Origin of the sequence: Mesorhizobium sp. C120A (genome assembly GCF_030323105.1) — a bacterium.
Classification (GTDB): domain Bacteria; phylum Pseudomonadota; class Alphaproteobacteria; order Rhizobiales; family Rhizobiaceae; genus Mesorhizobium.
On record NZ_CP100476.1, the window covers coordinates 6,010,353 to 6,027,468 of the forward strand.

The window sequence follows — 17,116 nt, forward strand, 5'->3', positions numbered from 1 at the left end:
CCTTGCCATGGCATTCCTGAGCGGTCTTTCCGCGTTCCCCATCACCCCGACCAATCGTGACGGCCGCGTCGATAGCGTTGCCCTGCGCAGGCTGATTGCTCGGCTTGGCATTGCTCAGGTCGATTCCATCGGTCTTCTCGGCAGCACCGGCACATACATCTATCTGTCGCGCGAGCAACGGCGGCGGGCGCTCTCCGAGACCTTGGACCAAACGGCGGGGCAAATGCCGGTCGTGGTGGGTGTGGGCGCGCTGCGCACCGATGAAGCCGTGGGGCTCGCGCAAGACGCCAAGGCCCTTGGAGCAGCTGCGGGTTTGCTTGCCGCCGCCTCCTACACCCCGCTTACTGATGACGAGGTGTTCGAACATTTCTCCACTGTGGCGCGCGAAAGTGGCCTGCCGATCGTCGTCTACGACAATCCAGGAACGACGCATTTCCATTTCAGTCCACCCCTTGTCAGCCGCCTGGCAAAGGTGGCTGGGATTGTCGCCATCAAGAATCCGACAGACAAAAGCGATGCGATCAAGAACCACCTGACCGCCCAGAGGCGCACACTGCCGGAAGGGTTCTCGATTGGCTACAGCGGCGACTGGAACGCCGCCGAGGCCATGATCGCCGGCGCCGACACATGGTACAGCGTCCTTGCGGGCATCCTGCCCGAGGTCTGCATGACGATCGTCACAGCGGCGCAACAGGGCGATGCGGCCGAAGCGCGACGGATCAATGCCGCGCTGGTCCCGATCTGGAGCCTCTTCAAGGAGTTCTCGAGCCTTCGCGTCGTCCATGCACTCGCTGAATTGCTCGACGTTTGCAGTGCCGAACCCCCGCGTCCCATCCTGCCTCTGCCCCCAGCAGCGAAGCGCCAGATCGCCGCCGCGTTGAAAGGTTTGCCATCGGATGCCAGCCGGTGAACAGCAAACCCCGTTCGGCAAGTGAAAGGAAGTGCATGTATTTACCCGCTCATTTCGAGAATTGATCGAAAACAACGCACTCGGCGTGCTGATAGCCATGGCTGGAGCGGTCTCGACGCCAATCACACCCCTTCGAACTCGACAATCGACTGCGGAGGTACAGACTGCGCAGGGCACTCCGCCCATGCCGCACCGTTCGCCTTCAAACTAGGAATCGGTGGTTTGTCCATTTGAATGGCATCGAGCCGGCGCTTTACTCCGGCCCGGTGCGCGCATTGAAGCCGGTGCCAATGCCGCCGGCGAACACCAGATTTCCGTCCTCGACATTCGCCAGAGCACGCTTCCCGACCGCCGTAACTGTTGCCGGGTTCGCAGCCGATGACGATGAACTCATCACTCAGCACGCATTTTGTCTCACCCATTCTTGGCGCCGGCCGGATCGATATGGACTGACACGCAGCTTGGAGACGATGCCGTCGAGGCCGAACTGGCAGACTTGCGCGAGAATGTCGCTGCCGCCGCTGATCTCGTCGCTCAGAACGATGCCGTTTGGGCGGCGTCTCAGCAGGTTAACTAGCGCTTTGCGCCGATCGACGAGTGGCCGATCGCGAAGACCCTCGCCGTCGATCTTGAGCAGGTCGAAGCCGGCAAGCATGGTCCTGACGTCTCCCGCCGCGGCCAAGAACCCGCTGAAGACTGGGAATGCGCGACAAGCCTTCTGGTCAACGACGAACGCCTCACCGTCTATTATCGCGTCCGAGGCGCCGAGCTCGGCCACCGCCCGGGACGATAGTCGGAAACCTGAGGGTCCAGTCGTGGAGGTTGCGGGTCGAGGTAGGCCCCCATCGATAGTCGTCCCATTTCATTTCGTGTAGCCAATCAGGGCCCTGCCGGACGCGGCCGACCAGCGGTCGATGTTCGCGACGACCCGAATGTCCAGTCTCGTGTAACTCAGCCTAAAGCGGCCTGTCCGCCCAAAAAATGACATTCAGTTGCCTCCAGCCTTTCGACACGACCCACTTCACGATCTCGTAACTCGCCAACCTAGCGGCTTGTTGCTTGAGCTGCGCGTTCCTAGGGTGTGGTCGCTAGGCCTCAGCAACAAGAGCTGGTTGCCAGGCGGGCGGAGGCTCAACGAGATAGCCAGCTCAGGACAAGGAGAGCAAGCAATGGTCGCTTTTACCCTCAATGGCGAGGCGCGAACACTCGACGTCGATCCAGAGATGCCGCTGCTCTGGGCGGTCCGTGACGTCATCGGACTCACGGGAACGAAATTCGGTTGCGGGCTTGCCCAGTGCGGCGCTTGCACGGTTCACGTTAACGGCATGCCGACGCGCTCGTGCCAGACCGCAGTCGGCGACATCGAAGGAGCCTCGATCACCACCATTGAGGGTGTGTCGGGCAAGATAGGCGAAACGGTCCAGGCCGTGTGGGCCGAGTTCGACGTACCTCAATGCGGCTATTGCCAGTCTGGCCAGATCATGTCGGCCGTGGCCCTCCTTACAGAAACGCCTAAGCCGACGGACGATGATATTGATTCGGCGATGAGCGGCAATCTCTGCCGCTGCGCCACCTATCATCGCATCCGCGCGGCCATCCACGAGACCGCCAACCGGCTGGAGACTTGAGGCATGTCGCAGTTTCTCTCGAAGCATAACTCCGTGCGGCCCACGCGCCGCCGGTTCCTCGTCGGCGCGGGCGTCACCACCGCTGGCCTCGCCGTGGGCTACCGGCTAGTGCTGGCGGCGTCCGACATCGCACAAACGACTACTTCAAAGGTTCAGGCGAACCCCTTCCAGACCTATGTCGAGATCACAAAGGAGAACCGGATCATCATCTACTCCTCGCAGTTCGAGATGGGACAAGGCTCCTATTTCGGCATCGCCACCCTGGTTATGGAAGAGCTCGACGGCGACTGGGCGCAGGTGGACGTGGTCGGCGGATATGGCAATACCGCGCTCTACGGCAATGTCGCCTGGGGCGGGGCCGCACAGGTAACTGGTGGCTCCACGTCGATGAGTTCGTCGTGGGAACGCTACCGCAAGGCGGGTGCTGCCGCACGGGCCTTGCTGGTGGCGGCCGCGGCGCAGCGGTGGGATGTGCCAGCCGGCGAGATCAAAGTCGCTTCCGGGGTCGTGTCGCACGCCTCAGGGATGCAGGCGCGCTACGGTGACCTGGCTGAAGCCGCAGCGGGAATGCCGGTTCCCGACGACGTGCCGCTAAAGCCGCGCGACAAGTGGGCCCAGATCGGATCGGACAGCCTCAAGCGCTACGATTCCGCCGGCAAGACCAACGGCGCGCAGACCTACACGATCGACCTCATGATGGAGGGACTCCAGACGGCCGTTATGATCCATCCGCCGAAGTTCGGCGCCGAGATCGAGAGCTTCGACGCAACCAAGGCCAAGGCACTCGACGGCATTGTCGATGTCGTCCAGACGCCGCGAGGCATTGCCGTGGTTGGCAGGGACACCTGGACGGCGCTGAAGGGCCGCGACCTCGTGGAGGTGACCTGGAACGAGGAGAAGGCCGAAGAGCGCGGCACGGCCGAGATCATGGCCGAATACAACAAGGCAGCAGACGATCTGGGCGCGGCCACCGCGCGCGACGACGGTAACACTCCCGCAGCGTTCGCCAGTGCTGAGAAAATCATCGAGGGGCACTACGAATTCCCCTATCTTGTCCATGCTTCGATCGAGCCACTCAACGCGGCCGCCCGAATCAACGAAGACGGCACCATCGACGTCTGGGGCGGACACCAGATGCCCGACCTTTATCAGGCGGCTGCCGCTCAGGTAGGCGGCACCACGCCGGACAAGGTGAGGCTGCACGTGATGAAGACCGGCGGCAGTTTCGGCCGCCGCGCGGTCTTGGATGCAGATGTCATCATCGAAGCTGTTTCCACAGCGCGTGCACTGGGACGCGGCAAGCCAGTGAAGGTGCAGTGGACCCGCGAGAATGACATGCGGGGTGGGCGGTACCGGCCGGCCTATGTGCACGCAGTCAAGGCGGGGCTCGACAAGAAAGGCAATGTCGTCGCTCTCCATGACCACATCGTGGGCCAATCGGTCTTGGGCGGTTCGACCTCTGCGGCGATGATCAAGAACGGCATCGATCCAACCTCCGTAGAGGGCGCCACCAACCTGCCCTATGCGATCCCGAACCTGAAGGTCGAGCTGACCACCACGGACGTGAACATCCCGGTGCTGTGGTGGCGTTCGGTAGGCTCCACCCACACCGCTTACGCGGTGGAAACCCTGATCGATGAGCTCGCCGCCGCTGCGAACCGTGATCCGGTCGACTTCCGCTTGTCAATGCTCGGTCACCATCCACGGCATGCCGCCGTGCTTAAAGTGGCTGCTGAGAAGGCAGGCTGGGACAAGCCTCTGCCGGAAGGCCGTTTCCGCGGCGTGGCCCTGCATGAAAGCCTCTCGACCTATGTCGCCGATGTGGTGGAGATCACCCTCAACGATGAAAATGGTTTCAAGGTCGACCGCGTCGTCTGCGCGGTAGATTGCGGCACCGCGATAAATCCTGACCAGATTCGCGCTCAGATGGAGGGCGGTATCGGATTCGGGCTAGGCGCGATCCTCCAGGAGGAGCTGACCCTGAAGGGCGGTGTCGTAGACCAAGAGAACTACGATACCTATACACCGCTCAGGATCGAGCAGATGCCGCGAGTCGAGGTGCACATTGTGCCGTCCGAGGAGCCGCCCACGGGAGTTGGTGAGCCAGGTGTGCCGCCGATCGGCCCGGCCGTCGCCAACGCGCTACGGGCGGCGACGGGCAAGACTATCCGCAAGCTGCCGATTATAAAGAACATGTCAGGAATGACACCATGAAACAGCCGCGATGAAGATCGCGCCGTTTTCGAACGCCTCCTGACAGGCGCTCATTTCCATGGGTCAAATTCCGGCGGCTGCCCGCTCCAATAGCCGGTTTGGAGACGGCACCCCGTGTTCTGAACGACCACAGACGGGCCTTGGCGCCGGTTCCACTGAAGAACCGCTTTCGAGACGCAAATGCGTCCACTCCATTGAAGAGCACAACCGTATAGCACCAGGAAGGCTAGCTACCTCCATCGCTTCGGAGACCCAGGAACCCTCAGAAAACCGAACCTCCCGAGCTCAGAGGCGCTCGTGATCACAATCGCGCTGGTGCGTGGATCATTGTTCAAGGGTTTGCCGATAGGCAGGCGAGATGGCCGATCGACATGATCTTCGCCCGATGCCCTACAAACACAATGCCAGCCGCTGTCACGGAGTCGCGAAGACGAAGGCAATGAGGGTCGACGCCGATACTCGTCGTTTGGTTGACAGAGCGCTTGGAATGCCATGCGCTTCACATCGGAGTAGCCATCCGGGAAGCCTGAAGCGCTTTGAAAACGCATGTGCTGCGGCTGTTATTCATAGCGTGGATGACTTTGATCAAAACAATCGATTTCATCACTCTTCCGGAATCGTGCATGGACAAAAAAGAGCCTCACGCACCAATCACACGCTGCTCTATCGCGTGACGAAAGCTGCCTTAGGAATAATCCAAAGGAGAAAATCTTCGATGCGCCCTGACGTGCAGTGGAGGTCGTGCCGAGAAAGTGAGTTGCAACTGGCCGACAAAGTCGGGCGGTGCGACCATGGTCGCTTCGGAGAATGAAATCGGGCCAGTTCACGGGGGCGGTACTGTTATTCGTCGACGGCCGCCCTTCCCAAGAACAGGCGGCATCGCAAGTTGGTTCTGCCGATGAAAACGACATCGCCGGATACATTTCAGCAGCCGCTCAGGATTGGATGATCCAGCCAAGCTCTCGGCGTGATGGCACTGTAGGCGTCACAGTCGAAGCATCTCATTGATCGTTTATGAGGCTTTCTTCGATGCCGCTGATGCCTGACGGGCGGTCGCAGCTGCAGGCGACAACACGGCCTATTTAGTTGGAAACAGTCGAGGTAAGCCAATTTGGCTTCCCGTTACTATTTGGAGAAAGAAATGCTGTGCCTAGGAATCAGCGGCGGACTTGACCAAGTCCATGAAAACCGATTCGAGCGTCCGAACGCCTTTATGCACGATGGCGCCGCGGTGCTCGTCCGAGACGGAAAGGTGATAGCCGCCGTAGAAGAGGAACGCCTCAATCGAATCAAGCACTCGAACAAGCTGCCAAGTGGTTCGATTCAATACTGTCTCTCGACGGCCGGGGTTCAGCTCAGCGACATTGATCGTGTCGCGGTCTACGCCAGCGAGCCCTATGCCAACGCCATGCTTGAAGGTATGTCCGCTTCCCAACCGGACATTCTCTCCACTCCGTTGGATGCTAAAATGTTGGTGCAGAACCTGTTAGCGCGTGAGTTCGGCACTAAGTTGGACAGTTCGCGTATTTCATTCGTAGGTCATCATCAGGCGCACGCCGTGAGCGCCTTTGCAATGTCGGGCTTCGAACAAAGTCTCATTCTAGCGATTGATGGCTGTGGTGATTTCCTGTCGGGCCTTGTGGCGGTAGGGTCTGGCACAGAAATTACGCAAATCGAGGCTTTCCCGGAGGACAATTCTCTTGGGCTGTTTTATCTCGAGACGATCCGCTGTCTCGGCTACGGCATGTTCGACGAGTATAAGGTAATGGGACTCGCGCCCTATGGCGACCCCGCTCCCTATCGCGAGCTCTTCGAGCAGTTCTACGAGCTCTCCGCCAACGGTGGCTACCGTGTTCACCTCGACCGCATCGGTCCGGCGTTGCTCCGCAACATCGAGATCAGGCGAAAGGGAATGCCTTTCACCCAGCAGCATCGAGATGTGAGTGCGTCACTGCAGGAAGCGCTTGAGCGGATCGTGTTCCACATTCTCCGGCACCACCGTGAGGCCACCGGCATGAAGCGGTTGTGTCTGGCGGGAGGGGTAGCCCACAACTGCACGATGAACGGCAAGCTGCTGTATTCAGGGCTTTTCGAAGACATCTTCGTGCAACCCGCGTCTCACGACGCTGGCTGCGCATTGGGAGCTGCGCTGATAGTCTCTAACGAGATGGGCCGCCCCGCGCCGCGTGAGCGACTGCAGGAGGTCTATTGGGGTCCTGATCTCGGGAGCGACCGCGCCGTGGAACAGGAACTGAATGCATGGTCCGGACATCTCGAGGTTGAACGCTCTTATGACGTAGCGAGCAGTGCAGCCCACTGGATCACCAACGGCGCCGTGATCGGCTGGGTGCAGGGTCGTTCGGAGTTTGGGCCACGTGCGCTGGGCAACCGCAGCATTCTTGCCGACCCTCGGCCCGCTGCAAACAAGGACCGGATCAATGCCATGGTCAAGAAGCGCGAAGGCTATAGGCCTTTCGCACCATCTGTGCTGGAAGAGGATGCGAGCGAATTTTTCGACCTCCCGGACGGTAAGCACGAATTTCCATTCATGAATTTCGTCGTTCGCGTGCGTGACTCAAAGCGCGCCTTGTTGGGTGCCATTACGCACGTCGACGGTACGGCTCGGCTGCAAACAGTATCGCGCGATGCCAACCCCGCTTACTGGGAGGTCATCAATGCGTTCAAGAAGCGGACAGGCACTCCAATTCTGCTCAATACGTCCTTTAACAACAATGCTGAACCGATCGTGGATACGGTTGCAGACGCGATTGCCACATTTTTGACGACAGAGCTGGATGGACTTGTGGTCGGGCCCTTCTTGGTAAAAAAACGGGCTGCAACGCTGCAGGATTGGACTGCGCTTGCGATTTCATTGCCTCCCTCAGTCTCCCTCCATCAAACCCGTGCTTACACAGCGCGAGATCATCAGGAGACTGTCTGCGAGATTATTCCGAACCACTCCAGCATTGACAGTGTGCGAATTTCAAACGACCTGTTTAATCTGCTGATGCGGATTGAGGGCGAAGCCGTGTTAAGCGATCACCTCAATATAATTGCGCCGGATAAGGCTAAGCATGAAGCTCTGCTGGAGGACCTGCGAAGACTGTGGGAGCAGCGCCTGGTTCGGCTGCATCCCTCACAAGCTGCTCGGATGGATCATGGGTCCGATAAAACGCCGGACCAGCCTAATAGGCTATCAATGTGATAGAGATGCCGCTCAAGCTCGGCCAATCAATAGTGTTCATCGACCCCGCCTGCGAGCTCACCGCTGTGATTAGGGGGTCGAGGTCGCCCTGGTCAGTATGCTTAGGAATGCTATTGAATGGGTCGTGTGCCTGGGTTGGAAGGCGGGTCTGGCCTCACCGGACTTCTGTGTCGAGAGGTCCAGCCCGCAAAACTTTAGAAACTGGCGATGATGACCTAAGCGGCGAAGATCGCCGGCTTCGGCAATGACGGTCAATGCCTCGATCGGTCCGATGCCCGGGATTTGTCGCAGGAGCTGATAATCCTGGCTGTGCCGCAGCAGATCGTCGGCCTGTGCTTCGATCTCATTGCGGTGCCGGATCAGGCTGCGTGCTTCGTCAATGACCATCTGGAACATGCGAATGGCAGGCGCATCAAGTCATCCAGTGGCAGCGGCAATCCGATCGATGGGCGCGCTGTCTCGAAAACATCGTCAGAATCTGTGTCTTGCTGACCTTGCGGCCGACGGCATCCCAAGCTGCTGCCACAAACTCCTCCTTCGTCAGCGCCGTGAAGCTTGCTGGGGTCGGAAAGGCATGGAGGAAGGCAAAGGACCGATCGCTGCGGCTGTTCCCCCGGAAGCGATCGATCTCGGGAAAATACAGCGGCTGGTAGTGTGTCAGCATGCGGTGCTGGATCTCGGTCTAGGCCCTGGCGATCGCTTCATGTGTCTTCGACAGTTCATGCACTTCGTTGATGCCGGCTCGCAGCGGATCATGGTAGACCTGCGTCGCCTGTATCCTGAGCATGTGTAGGATCACCTGGGCATCGATCTTCTTGCCGAATATGACGCCGAAGGCCTAAGGAAGCCCAGGCATCTGTTCTCGATTTTGCCTGCTAGGCTGACGAGAAGGTCGCGTGCCGACAGCAGCACCCGCACGACACAGGTGCCGTGGCTCTTGATGCGACCTGCTTAAACCATCCGGTCCGTCCGATCTGAGCAAGGCCCGCCGCTCGCGGCGGCCCGATTTGTCCGGCATCATCGAGAGGGCGGCGCTTGACACGATCGGAAGTCCGCGCTTCGTTAACTCGTTCCAGAGCCAGATCGCAAGCGGTCACGGCTCCATGCCGATCCGCTCCGTCTCCGCAGCTCCACAGTCCCGCCCGCATCTCCCGGTCGCGCCCGGGTAGCCATTGCGCTGCAAGGCGGGTCTGATCGCTACGGCGGCGCCGCCACCATCAGTCGGTTCGGCGACAAAGCCAATCATCTCCCGTAAGAGAAGTGCTTTCGGGCAAGTTCCGCAGGTTCAAGGAGATCGTTGACGGCGCCGCCACTTGGGAGCTGCGTCGAGTGCATGGTCGAGCTTGCCGCCCAAGGTACGTGGCTTCGAAATGCGTGCGATTGCGCCTCATTCAAGACCGGTAGCGGGTGGTCGCCGACATACAACGGGGCGCCGGCGACTGAAACGAACCCGTCGGCCACGACGGAGCAATCCTGCCGCCTGACCAGGCGCGTGGAAAAATATCACAACGGTGACCACAGCGTCGCTTCAGGCCGTCAAAAGCTATTGCCGTGCGTCAAGGCGGGCTAGGTGACCCGTCGGAGGCCGGCACCAGCGGCTTTGTCGGGACAAGACCATGCTATTGGGATTTGGCCGCCGCAGCCGCGAGCATCGCTTCTCCCATCGCAATGGCCCCTTGGGCACGCAGCATTTCACCAGGGTTCTGAATGTCGCGCAAGTCTTTGTTCTGGCTGAGTTTTGATTTTCCAACCAGGCCGGTGATCTCGATCTCCAGGGCGACGATTGCCTTAACCATCGTGTCGATGAAGTCCTTCGGCGCGTCGCCCATCTTCCACGGGGCAGGCTGCGAGGCTTCTTGCATATGAGTGAGCTTCGCCACGTTACGGCGTACATATCGCTCATCATCCCGGACAGTGATGCGTCCGTGGGCGTGGACGACGAGATAGTTCCACGTCGGCACCTGCTTGTGGAGTTCGTGCTTGCTTGGATACCAGTTCGGCGAGATGTAAGCGTCGGCCGCACGGAAGATTACGAGAACCTCATCGCCATTGGCGACTTCCTCCCAGACTGGGTTCTTGCGAGCGACATGGCAATTGAGAACGCCCTTGTCTCCCTTCGAGCGGTCAAGCTCGAAGGGGAGGTGGTTCGCGTCCAGTGTGCCTTTGCTTTGGGTGACGAGGATACCAAGCGGGTGTTTCTCGATAAGCTCGAACAGGGCGTTCTGATCAGGGACGGCAAAATGAGGCGGAACGTACAACGGTTTATCTCCTGTCGCGAATGTGCGGTTGCTAGTAATCGGCGGAGCCTTACGGAACGGGCTCCTGAATCTTCGCTGCCGTCGACGAGTGCCCCGGATCTCGGTGTCCACCACGCTCAAGAACCGCCATCGAGAAATGGGCGGGCACATCAGATGCCGCCGCGTATGAGTGCGGTTGGTCAGTGACAAGCCGCGCACTCTCGCCTTCGCTTAAAATGACCACATGGGTACCTACCACAACGCTCAGGGCACCCTGACTGACCGAGATCAACTCGCGCGTATCCGGACTATGAGCATCCGCGGAAAACACGTCGCCCGGCATAATGACCCAGCTCCACAATTCGAACATCGTGCGTCCCGAGGTCGACGAATGCAGTTGTGCAGAGCTTCCCTTGGCGCTCGTCCAAAGCCTCCTGGTCTCTGTCCGCTCGATGGGAAGGCACACCGTGGAAGGGTGCTCGTTCAACAAATCGGCCACCGAGAGCGAAAACGCCGCCGCCAGCCGACACAGTATGCCGATACTGGGGTTCGCCCTACCCTGCTCCAGCGCGACCACGGTTCCCTTGGACAGGCCGCTTAGTTTAGCCAGTCGATCCAGGGTCAGGTTTTGGTCACGCCTCAAGTCTCGGATCCGGGCCGCTATCGCTTGCCCAAGAACCTGCTCGGCATCAAAGGCTGTCGTAACATCGGTCATTATATTGACTTAGGACCTCGGCTCACCTATTGCGGTCAGTATAATGACCGGGGCGAAATTGCAACTGCCCGTTAGGAAGGAAATAACCGATGCGTTTTGAGACGAAGGCGATCCACTGCGGCCGAGGGGTCGACGCGTCCACGGGGGCCGTATCCATGCCGCTGCACACCAGCACGACGTTCGAACGCGGCGTCAACGGGTCATTTCCGTCCGGCTTCGAATACACAAGGGATGGAAATCCTACACGCAATGCGTTCGAGGCGGCCATGGCGACGCTTGAGGGAGGGGAAGACGGCATCGCCTTCGCTTCGGGCATGGCCGCAATCGCTGCAGTTTTCGAGAGCCATCCGTCGGCGGGTCGGATCGTTCTGCCGGATGACATGTATTTCGGCATTCGTTCGCTGATCGAAGAGACCGACATTGGGTCTCGCTTCGACTTTGCCCCAGTCGACATGCGCGATTTGGACGCTTTGCGCGCCGCGGTGACATCGAAGCGGACTGGCCTCGTCTGGATCGAGACGCCGTCAAACCCGATGATCCGCGTTGTCGACATTGCGGCCATCTGCGCAATCGCGCACGAGGCAAACGCCTTGGCGGTGGTGGACAATACGTGGGCCACCCCAGTGCTTCAACTGCCACTCGAAATCGGGGCAGACGCAGTGATGCACTCGGCGACAAAGTACATTGGCGGCCACTCGGATTTGATGGCCGGTGTCGTCATTGTCCCAAACGCGTCACCCCTCGGTCGCCCATTGCGGATGGTCCAGAAACACAAGGGCAGCGTCGCAGCGCCCTTCGACTGTTGGCTGGCGTTGCGGGGCCTGCAGACATTGCCGGTCCGCATGCGCGCCCATTGCGAAGGCGCCCAGAAAGTGGCCGAGGCCTTGGCGTCTCATCCGCGCGTCGAAAAAGTGCTCTTTCCTGGTCTGCAAACTGATCCGGGACACGATCTTGCTACGCGGCAAATGAGCCATTACGGAGCGATGCTATCCTTTATCGTCGAGGGCGGAGCCGATGCTGCAATGGCCGTGGCCGGCCGCCTGAAGATTGTTGTCCGGGCGACAAGCCTTGGCGGGACGCATTCTCTGATAGAGCATCGCGCATCCGTTGAAGGTGCGAAGTCCAAAGCGCCAGGCGGATTGCTGCGAATCTCTGTAGGGCTTGAACATCCTCAGGACATTATCGATGACCTGATGCAGGCCCTAGGCGAAACCTGCAAAGCGGGAGTCCAATGACGGGTGCAAGACTCTGGCGCCGCTTTATGTGGCGGCTGGCGCAGCCGACGATCGGCAGAACAATGTTCCTGCTGAGTAGAACGCACGTCCTCTGGTGAACCGCTACCGCCGTGTCGCATCGTCTCGGGCGCGTGGTCGCATGGGTGATGAACGTCTTCGGGTTTCTGGACGATGGCCACGCGCCCGACCGGAAGCGGAAATACCCAGATTTGCCGTTGACCTGCTGATGCTCAACCTCGTCGGAGATCGCGGTCAGCAGATGGGATGGATGTGCTGGCACTACGGCAGTTTGACAAGCCGGCCATCGGGGCGCTAGCACCGTCCAAAGCCAATAGTCGCAGGGCAGAACTGACCGCACCAAGCGGGCTGCGGGACCCATCAGCTAACGGCCAGGTTGGTACCTCAACGCGCATCAGCACCGTGGATGCCACATTGTCCTTGTTGCGAGCGCGATCTCGGAACTTCGTTGTGACGCAGTCAGTGCACAGAGCGCACCGCTGCAAGCAAATGAGCGGAAGAACGACACCAGTGGAGGTGAGAAGTGATGCGGCGTCAAGATCCTCCGCGCTTTGCGGCAAACACACTGATCCCTCTTCACAACCCGGTCTTTCGTTCTATCTGGACAGCCACGCAGATATCCAGCCTTGGCTGGCTGGTGCAGAGCGTGGCTATAAGCTGGCTCATGGCCACGATTTCAGCCTCCGATCTGATGGTTGCGCTCGTACAGGCTGCATCGACACTGCCCGCGTTCTTCTTGTCGATCCTTGCTGGAGCCATTGCAGACAGCTTCAGCCGCCGTGGCGTGATGCTTGCCGGACACTGCCTGATCGCACTGGCATCCACGGCGCTGGCACTCTCTGTGGGACTGGGCTTTGCTAGTCCATGGCTAATCCTGGGACTGAGTTTCTTGGCCGGATGCGGCTTTGCCTTGAACGATCCAGCCTGGCACGCCTCGGTCGGCGATATCCTGGAAAAGCGCGACATACCCGCTGCAGTGACGCTGATGTCGGTGGGGTACAACGTGGTTCGGAGCATAGGACCTGCGCTGGGCGGTGTAATCTTAGCTTTGCTGGGCCCCCTTACGGCTTTCGCCCTCGCTGCGCTAAGTGACCTGGTCCCGTTGAGCGCTGTTTTGCGCTCACAGTGGCAAGTTCGCTCTTCGCCTCTTCCGCGCGAGCGGATGACTACGGCCATTCATGATGGCATGCGATTCACGGCGATATCCTCAGAGATCAGAGTGGCGATCGTGCGTGCAACCCTGTTCGGGCTATCAAGCATCTCGATCCTTGCTTTGCTCCCCCTCCTGGTTCGCGACCAACTGGCGGGAGGGCCAATTGTGTACGGCGTGCTATTGGCCGGCTTCGGCACAGGCGCCTTCATCGCCGGCATTGGCAGCAGCTACTTGAGACGCATCACGTCCCAGAACCGATTGATCACGCTCGCATCCGTTGCTTGCGCAACGTGCTGCCTTTTGATGGCCCTCACATCGTCGGTGGCTGTGGCGGCGATCGCGCTTGCAATCGGTGGCGCTGGCTGGGTTGTCACCTGGACCGGAACCGACGTGTGTGTGCAGTTGGCAAGCCCAAGGTGGGTCGTTGGTCGCACCCTGTCCATTTATTACGCCCTGACCTACGGCGGCATGGCAGCGGGTAGCTGGATCTGGGGTGCTGTCGCGCAGTACTATTCGCTGACGTGGGCTTTGGAAGGTGCTGCAGCGGCACTGTTGCTGGTCGCGGCTGTGGGAAAGCTATTGCCGGTGCGGCTATGGGAGGAATCGGATCAAGCGGCCGTCGACTTCAGGCCACCAGAACTGGCCCTCCCTTTGAAGCCCAGGAGCGGTCCGATCGTGATCAAGGTGGAGTACTCGATACTCGAGGAGAGTATCGATGAATTTCTGAGCTGCATGCGCGAAAGGCGGCGCGTTCAGAGCCGCGCCGGTGCGCGGGACTGGACCCTCCAGCGAGACCTTCAGAAGTCGACGCTTTGGACCGAGACATTCCGCACGCCGACATGGACGGACTATCTTCGTCTAAACCATCGACTAACGGTGAATGACAGGGACATAGGCGAGCGCCTTGCCGCTCTGCACATGGGTGATTCTCCGCCTCGCATCTCACTTTCAATCGAGCGGTCGACAAGCCCCGCCCCCGGCAGCCAAGTCCAGCCTGTGCCCTTTGTATCGCGCCCGTGAGAAAACCAAGACTTGTCTGGGCTTGCACACGGAACGAGCTACTCCTTAATTTGCCTGCCCGGATTGCAAATCGTTCCGGCCGGTTAGGCGAACATGAGGATTCGCGTGGCAATTATGTCCATCACGGGTCCCATGTTCAGCCCGAGACCCCCCTCTCTGCCGCCAGATCGGCTTGAGCACGGATTCAGGTCGCCTGTCCTTTGCATAGCGGCGGGCAACGAATAGCAAGGGGGCGGAGGGTATCCCCGTCTGCGAAGCGGGCAGAGGAGGAATCCGCAAGGCGGGTTGCTGGGGAGACGGGCCGCGCGCCTCTTTCCGCCTAGTTTTCTCCGTTACAAAGTCCCCCGGGACGGACTGCCAGTTCACGCCAGGGCCAACAGCATGGTTGCTCGCACGGGCGACCGCCGCGTCTGCCGGTCCTGCGAGTAGAATAAGATCGGGAAGTGCGCTTCATCCTCGATGCCAGAGCTCGCGTCGCCGTACCGCGGCCGCCAGAGCCCCTTGCGCTGTCACGAGTCAGCCCACCTTTCTAGCTGGCAGCCATCGGGAGCCGATCCGCAGCACCTGTCGGCGCGCCTTCCGTGTCAACGCAGAACATGATGCATATTCCCAGCGCTTTTTGACAGAGCGAACTACAAAATGCAGAACACAGACTCTCCGCCAAATGAATGCTGCGAGCAAGCAGCAGGCGGAGGAACTCCGTCTGGGCTGAGTATGTGTTTCAACGCGGACAAATAAATTATAGCCAGTTCACGAAACGCCGGGCCCGCTCCTCTGGCGTCCGATCGTCCAGGAAATCCCCTCGGCGCGCACCACGCCAGACACCTCCTTGCCGATATGATGCTCAAGCACCGGCCGCCAAGGCACCAGCGTGAACTCGCGCGATTTCTCGATGACACCGTATTTTCCGCCGGCGAGCTCGACGCAGCAGCGCAGCGTTCCGTCTATTCGATTGCCATGCTGCGCTTCAGAATACGAGAGCCCGAGTTCGTCCGAGAGCTGACTGGCAACACGGTTCAGCTCTCGTTGGCGCAGCATTGAAAGCATGTTGGCGCGATAGATGACCCGATCCTGCGCATCATGGGCAAGACCTTGCGCGATCAGCCACTGCTGTCGGCGGGCCTGGATCTGACGTACTTCGCGACCGAAGCCAGAGTCGCGCAAGGACTCAGGGTGGGCTGATACCAGCTCCTGGTCGATCCAGGTGGCGCCGTCGAAGCCTACTTGGCTCTCCAGCGGCATTGATGAGAGCTTGTCGACGACAACAGGCTGGGCCCTCGCTCGCTGACGCTCGTAATCCGCAACGCGGTTGAGATGGTCGGGCGCGACTGTCCATGTGCCGTCCGGCTCGCGCTCGACGCCACCGGTCGCACGGCGGATCGCCTCCAGTCGCCGCACGTGCGTTTCGGCAAAGCGTTCGGTGGCCGAGGGGTCATGCTTGAGATGGATATCGATGCTGTAGCGCCCGTCGTTGACCGTGGCGATGCCGGCAATTGTGCGGTCGACTTTTCTTGGCCCGGTGTCCCTCGGCCTGACCCGCACTATGCAGCCCTCTGGTGTCGGTTGGGTGGCCTCGCCTTTGCCGATATCAAAATAGTGGCTTTTGCCGTCCACGCCGTCGACGACGAGGTAATGGCGGTCAGTGATTTCGTCGGCCAGCCCGCGCCCGACGACACGTCCGACCACGGTTTGAGCCGACCCGTCGGATCGATCGTGGATAAGATGGTCGGCGTTACTGCGGACGAGCCCCTTGCCGGTCAGCTCGCGATGGATGGTCTTGACGATATCGCCGCGCGCGCCGATGCGGCGTAGCGTGGCTTCGAGCTCATCCTCCAGGCGCCAGCGACCGGCAGGCATCTCCCCGGCGAGGCCCATCCGCTCGAGCTTGCGCAGGCGGCCCTGGTGCAGCGTCTGGCGAAAGGTGTGTCGGCTGGCCAGTGAGACACACCCCTCATCGTCGCGCATGCGCATCAGCTGCCGGTCGATGCTGGTGAAGCGTTCCTGATCCATCTCCTGGCGCAAGCGCTGCTCGATCTCGCGGTCGGTGCGCGGGCCAAGGTCGAGGCTAACCAGTTCGGCTGCGCGCTCGCGCAAGCCAGAGGAGATGTAGTCACGCGCTATGACGAGGTTTTCGCCGTGATCATCCCTGCCGCGCACGATGATGTGGGTGTGGGGATGGCCGGTGTTGAAATGGTCGAGGGCCACCCAGTCTAGCGTGGTGCCGAGGTCTTCTTCCATTTGCGCCATGAGGCGCCGGGTGAGCGGCTTCAGGTCATCATACTCGATACCGTCTTCAGGGGCGACGATGAAGCGGAACTGATGACGGTCACCGTTCGCGCGATCGAGAAAGGCCCTGCCGTCCGCGCGGTCATTGTCGGCAGCGTAGAGCTCGCCACGCTCGCCTTCCCGGGTGACGCCGTCGCGCTGGAGGTAGCGGAGGTGCGCACGAGCCCCGTCGGCTCCCTTGCCGGCCAGCTTGACGATGCGTGCCTTGACGATTGCGCGCCGCTGCCGAAACGCCGCGTGGCGGTCGCGCGCTCTAAGAACGGCGGCAGCGGCCCCGCCGCGCCCCACCCGGCTTCCGATGAAGCGGCTGCCGCGTCCGCTCCTGCCGCCTGCTCGGTTGATCGCGGCCTGCACCTGGCCAGCGTAGCGTTTGCCCGCCTTCGAGCCGCGCGAGCCAATTTTGCCGAGCTTCGGCGTGAATTCGTCATCCTGCAAGCGGCCTCCGATGAACCAGCAGCAAAATCAGAAGCTTGCCCGCCAGACCCTCCTGGACCC

At 60.5% G+C, this 17,116-nt stretch carries 11 protein-coding genes and 1 pseudogene; 6 read left to right on the forward strand and 6 right to left on the reverse strand.

Translation table 11 applies throughout. The features are described 5' to 3' along the window. Positions 1–7 precede the first annotated feature (7 nt). Complete coding sequence (locus NL532_RS29270; RefSeq protein ID WP_023735784.1) at positions 8–910, forward strand: dihydrodipicolinate synthase family protein; 903 nt, start codon at positions 8–10, stop codon at positions 908–910. A gap of 253 nt (positions 911–1,163) precedes the next feature. Here NL532_RS29270 and NL532_RS29275 read toward each other — a convergent pair whose 3' ends face one another. Together NL532_RS29275 and NL532_RS29280 are read right to left on the reverse strand one after the other, a co-directional pair. Next, a complete protein-coding gene (locus tag NL532_RS29275) occupies positions 1,164–1,304 on the reverse strand; it encodes a hypothetical protein (RefSeq protein ID WP_023689392.1) in 141 nt (46 codons plus the stop codon). Between the two features lie 3 nt (positions 1,305–1,307). Continuing rightward, a complete protein-coding gene (locus NL532_RS29280; RefSeq protein WP_023689393.1) occupies positions 1,308–1,688 on the reverse strand; it encodes an ATP-dependent DNA ligase in 381 nt (126 codons plus the stop codon). A gap of 391 nt (positions 1,689–2,079) precedes the next feature. Here NL532_RS29280 and NL532_RS29285 point away from each other — a divergent pair, with 391 nt between their 5' ends. The 3 genes from NL532_RS29285 to NL532_RS29295 all read left to right on the forward strand — a co-directional run bounded on the left by NL532_RS29285 (position 2,080) and on the right by NL532_RS29295 (position 7,957). Further along, positions 2,080–2,538 carry a (2Fe-2S)-binding protein gene (locus tag NL532_RS29285; RefSeq protein ID WP_023689394.1) on the forward strand — a complete coding sequence of 153 codons (459 nt, stop codon included), beginning with the start codon at positions 2,080–2,082 and terminating at the stop codon, positions 2,536–2,538. A 3-nt stretch (positions 2,539–2,541) separates the two neighbouring features. Then, the gene (locus tag NL532_RS29290; protein WP_023829619.1) at positions 2,542–4,752 is read left to right on the forward strand and encodes a xanthine dehydrogenase family protein molybdopterin-binding subunit; all 2,211 of its coding nucleotides are present in this window, start codon (positions 2,542–2,544) and stop codon (positions 4,750–4,752) included. A gap of 1,141 nt (positions 4,753–5,893) precedes the next feature. Next, on the forward strand, positions 5,894–7,957 hold the full coding sequence (locus tag NL532_RS29295) for a carbamoyltransferase family protein (RefSeq protein WP_023689396.1): 2,064 nt from the start codon (positions 5,894–5,896) through the stop codon (positions 7,955–7,957). Between the two features lie 147 nt (positions 7,958–8,104). On the opposite strand, the pseudogene NL532_RS29300 reads toward NL532_RS29295, so the two are convergent. The 3 genes and pseudogenes from NL532_RS29300 to NL532_RS29310 form a co-directional block, all read right to left on the reverse strand. Beyond that, positions 8,105–8,765: pseudogene (locus NL532_RS29300) on the reverse strand (transposase); the annotation flags it as partial. Positions 8,766–9,576: 811 nt separating this feature from the next. Beyond that, the gene (locus tag NL532_RS29305) at positions 9,577–10,215 is read right to left on the reverse strand and encodes an FMN-binding negative transcriptional regulator (RefSeq protein ID WP_023783766.1); all 639 of its coding nucleotides are present in this window, start codon (positions 10,213–10,215) and stop codon (positions 9,577–9,579) included. 49 nt (positions 10,216–10,264) lie between these two features. Then, positions 10,265–10,909: a helix-turn-helix domain-containing protein gene (locus NL532_RS29310; protein ID WP_023776436.1), complete on the reverse strand. Its 645-nt coding sequence runs from the start codon at positions 10,907–10,909 to the stop codon at positions 10,265–10,267. An 89-nt stretch (positions 10,910–10,998) separates the two neighbouring features. On the opposite strand from NL532_RS29310, the gene NL532_RS29315 reads away from it, so the two are divergent. Both NL532_RS29315 and NL532_RS29320 read left to right on the forward strand, forming a co-directional pair. Then, on the forward strand, positions 10,999–12,144 hold the full coding sequence (locus NL532_RS29315) for a trans-sulfuration enzyme family protein (protein WP_023740430.1): 1,146 nt from the start codon (positions 10,999–11,001) through the stop codon (positions 12,142–12,144). A gap of 544 nt (positions 12,145–12,688) precedes the next feature. Continuing rightward, positions 12,689–14,335, forward strand: a complete 1,647-nt coding sequence (locus NL532_RS29320; protein WP_031203413.1) for an MFS transporter — start codon at positions 12,689–12,691, stop codon at positions 14,333–14,335. Positions 14,336–15,085: 750 nt separating this feature from the next. Here the strand turns inward: NL532_RS29320 and rlxS are convergent. Beyond that, positions 15,086–17,056: a relaxase/mobilization nuclease RlxS gene (gene rlxS / locus NL532_RS29325; protein ID WP_023829623.1), complete on the reverse strand. Its 1,971-nt coding sequence runs from the start codon at positions 17,054–17,056 to the stop codon at positions 15,086–15,088. Between the last annotated feature and the right edge of the window lie 60 nt (positions 17,057–17,116).

What these genes read in the sequence shown, in the direction of transcription:
- NL532_RS29315 (WP_023740430.1), top strand. Translation starts at nt 10,999, where the DNA reads ATGCGTTTTGAGACGAAGGCGATCCACTGCGGCCGAGGGGTCGACGCG.
- NL532_RS29290 (WP_023829619.1), top strand. Translation starts at nt 2,542, where the DNA reads ATGTCGCAGTTTCTCTCGAAGCATAACTCCGTGCGGCCCACGCGCCGC.
- NL532_RS29285 (WP_023689394.1), top strand. Translation starts at nt 2,080, where the DNA reads ATGGTCGCTTTTACCCTCAATGGCGAGGCGCGAACACTCGACGTCGAT.
- NL532_RS29310 (WP_023776436.1), bottom strand. Translation starts at nt 10,909, where the DNA reads ATGACCGATGTTACGACAGCCTTTGATGCCGAGCAGGTTCTTGGGCAA.
- NL532_RS29295 (WP_023689396.1), top strand. Translation starts at nt 5,894, where the DNA reads ATGCTGTGCCTAGGAATCAGCGGCGGACTTGACCAAGTCCATGAAAAC.
- NL532_RS29270 (WP_023735784.1), top strand. Translation starts at nt 8, where the DNA reads ATGGCATTCCTGAGCGGTCTTTCCGCGTTCCCCATCACCCCGACCAAT.
- NL532_RS29275 (WP_023689392.1), bottom strand. Translation starts at nt 1,304, where the DNA reads ATGAGTTCATCGTCATCGGCTGCGAACCCGGCAACAGTTACGGCGGTC.
- NL532_RS29320 (WP_031203413.1), top strand. Translation starts at nt 12,689, where the DNA reads ATGCGGCGTCAAGATCCTCCGCGCTTTGCGGCAAACACACTGATCCCT.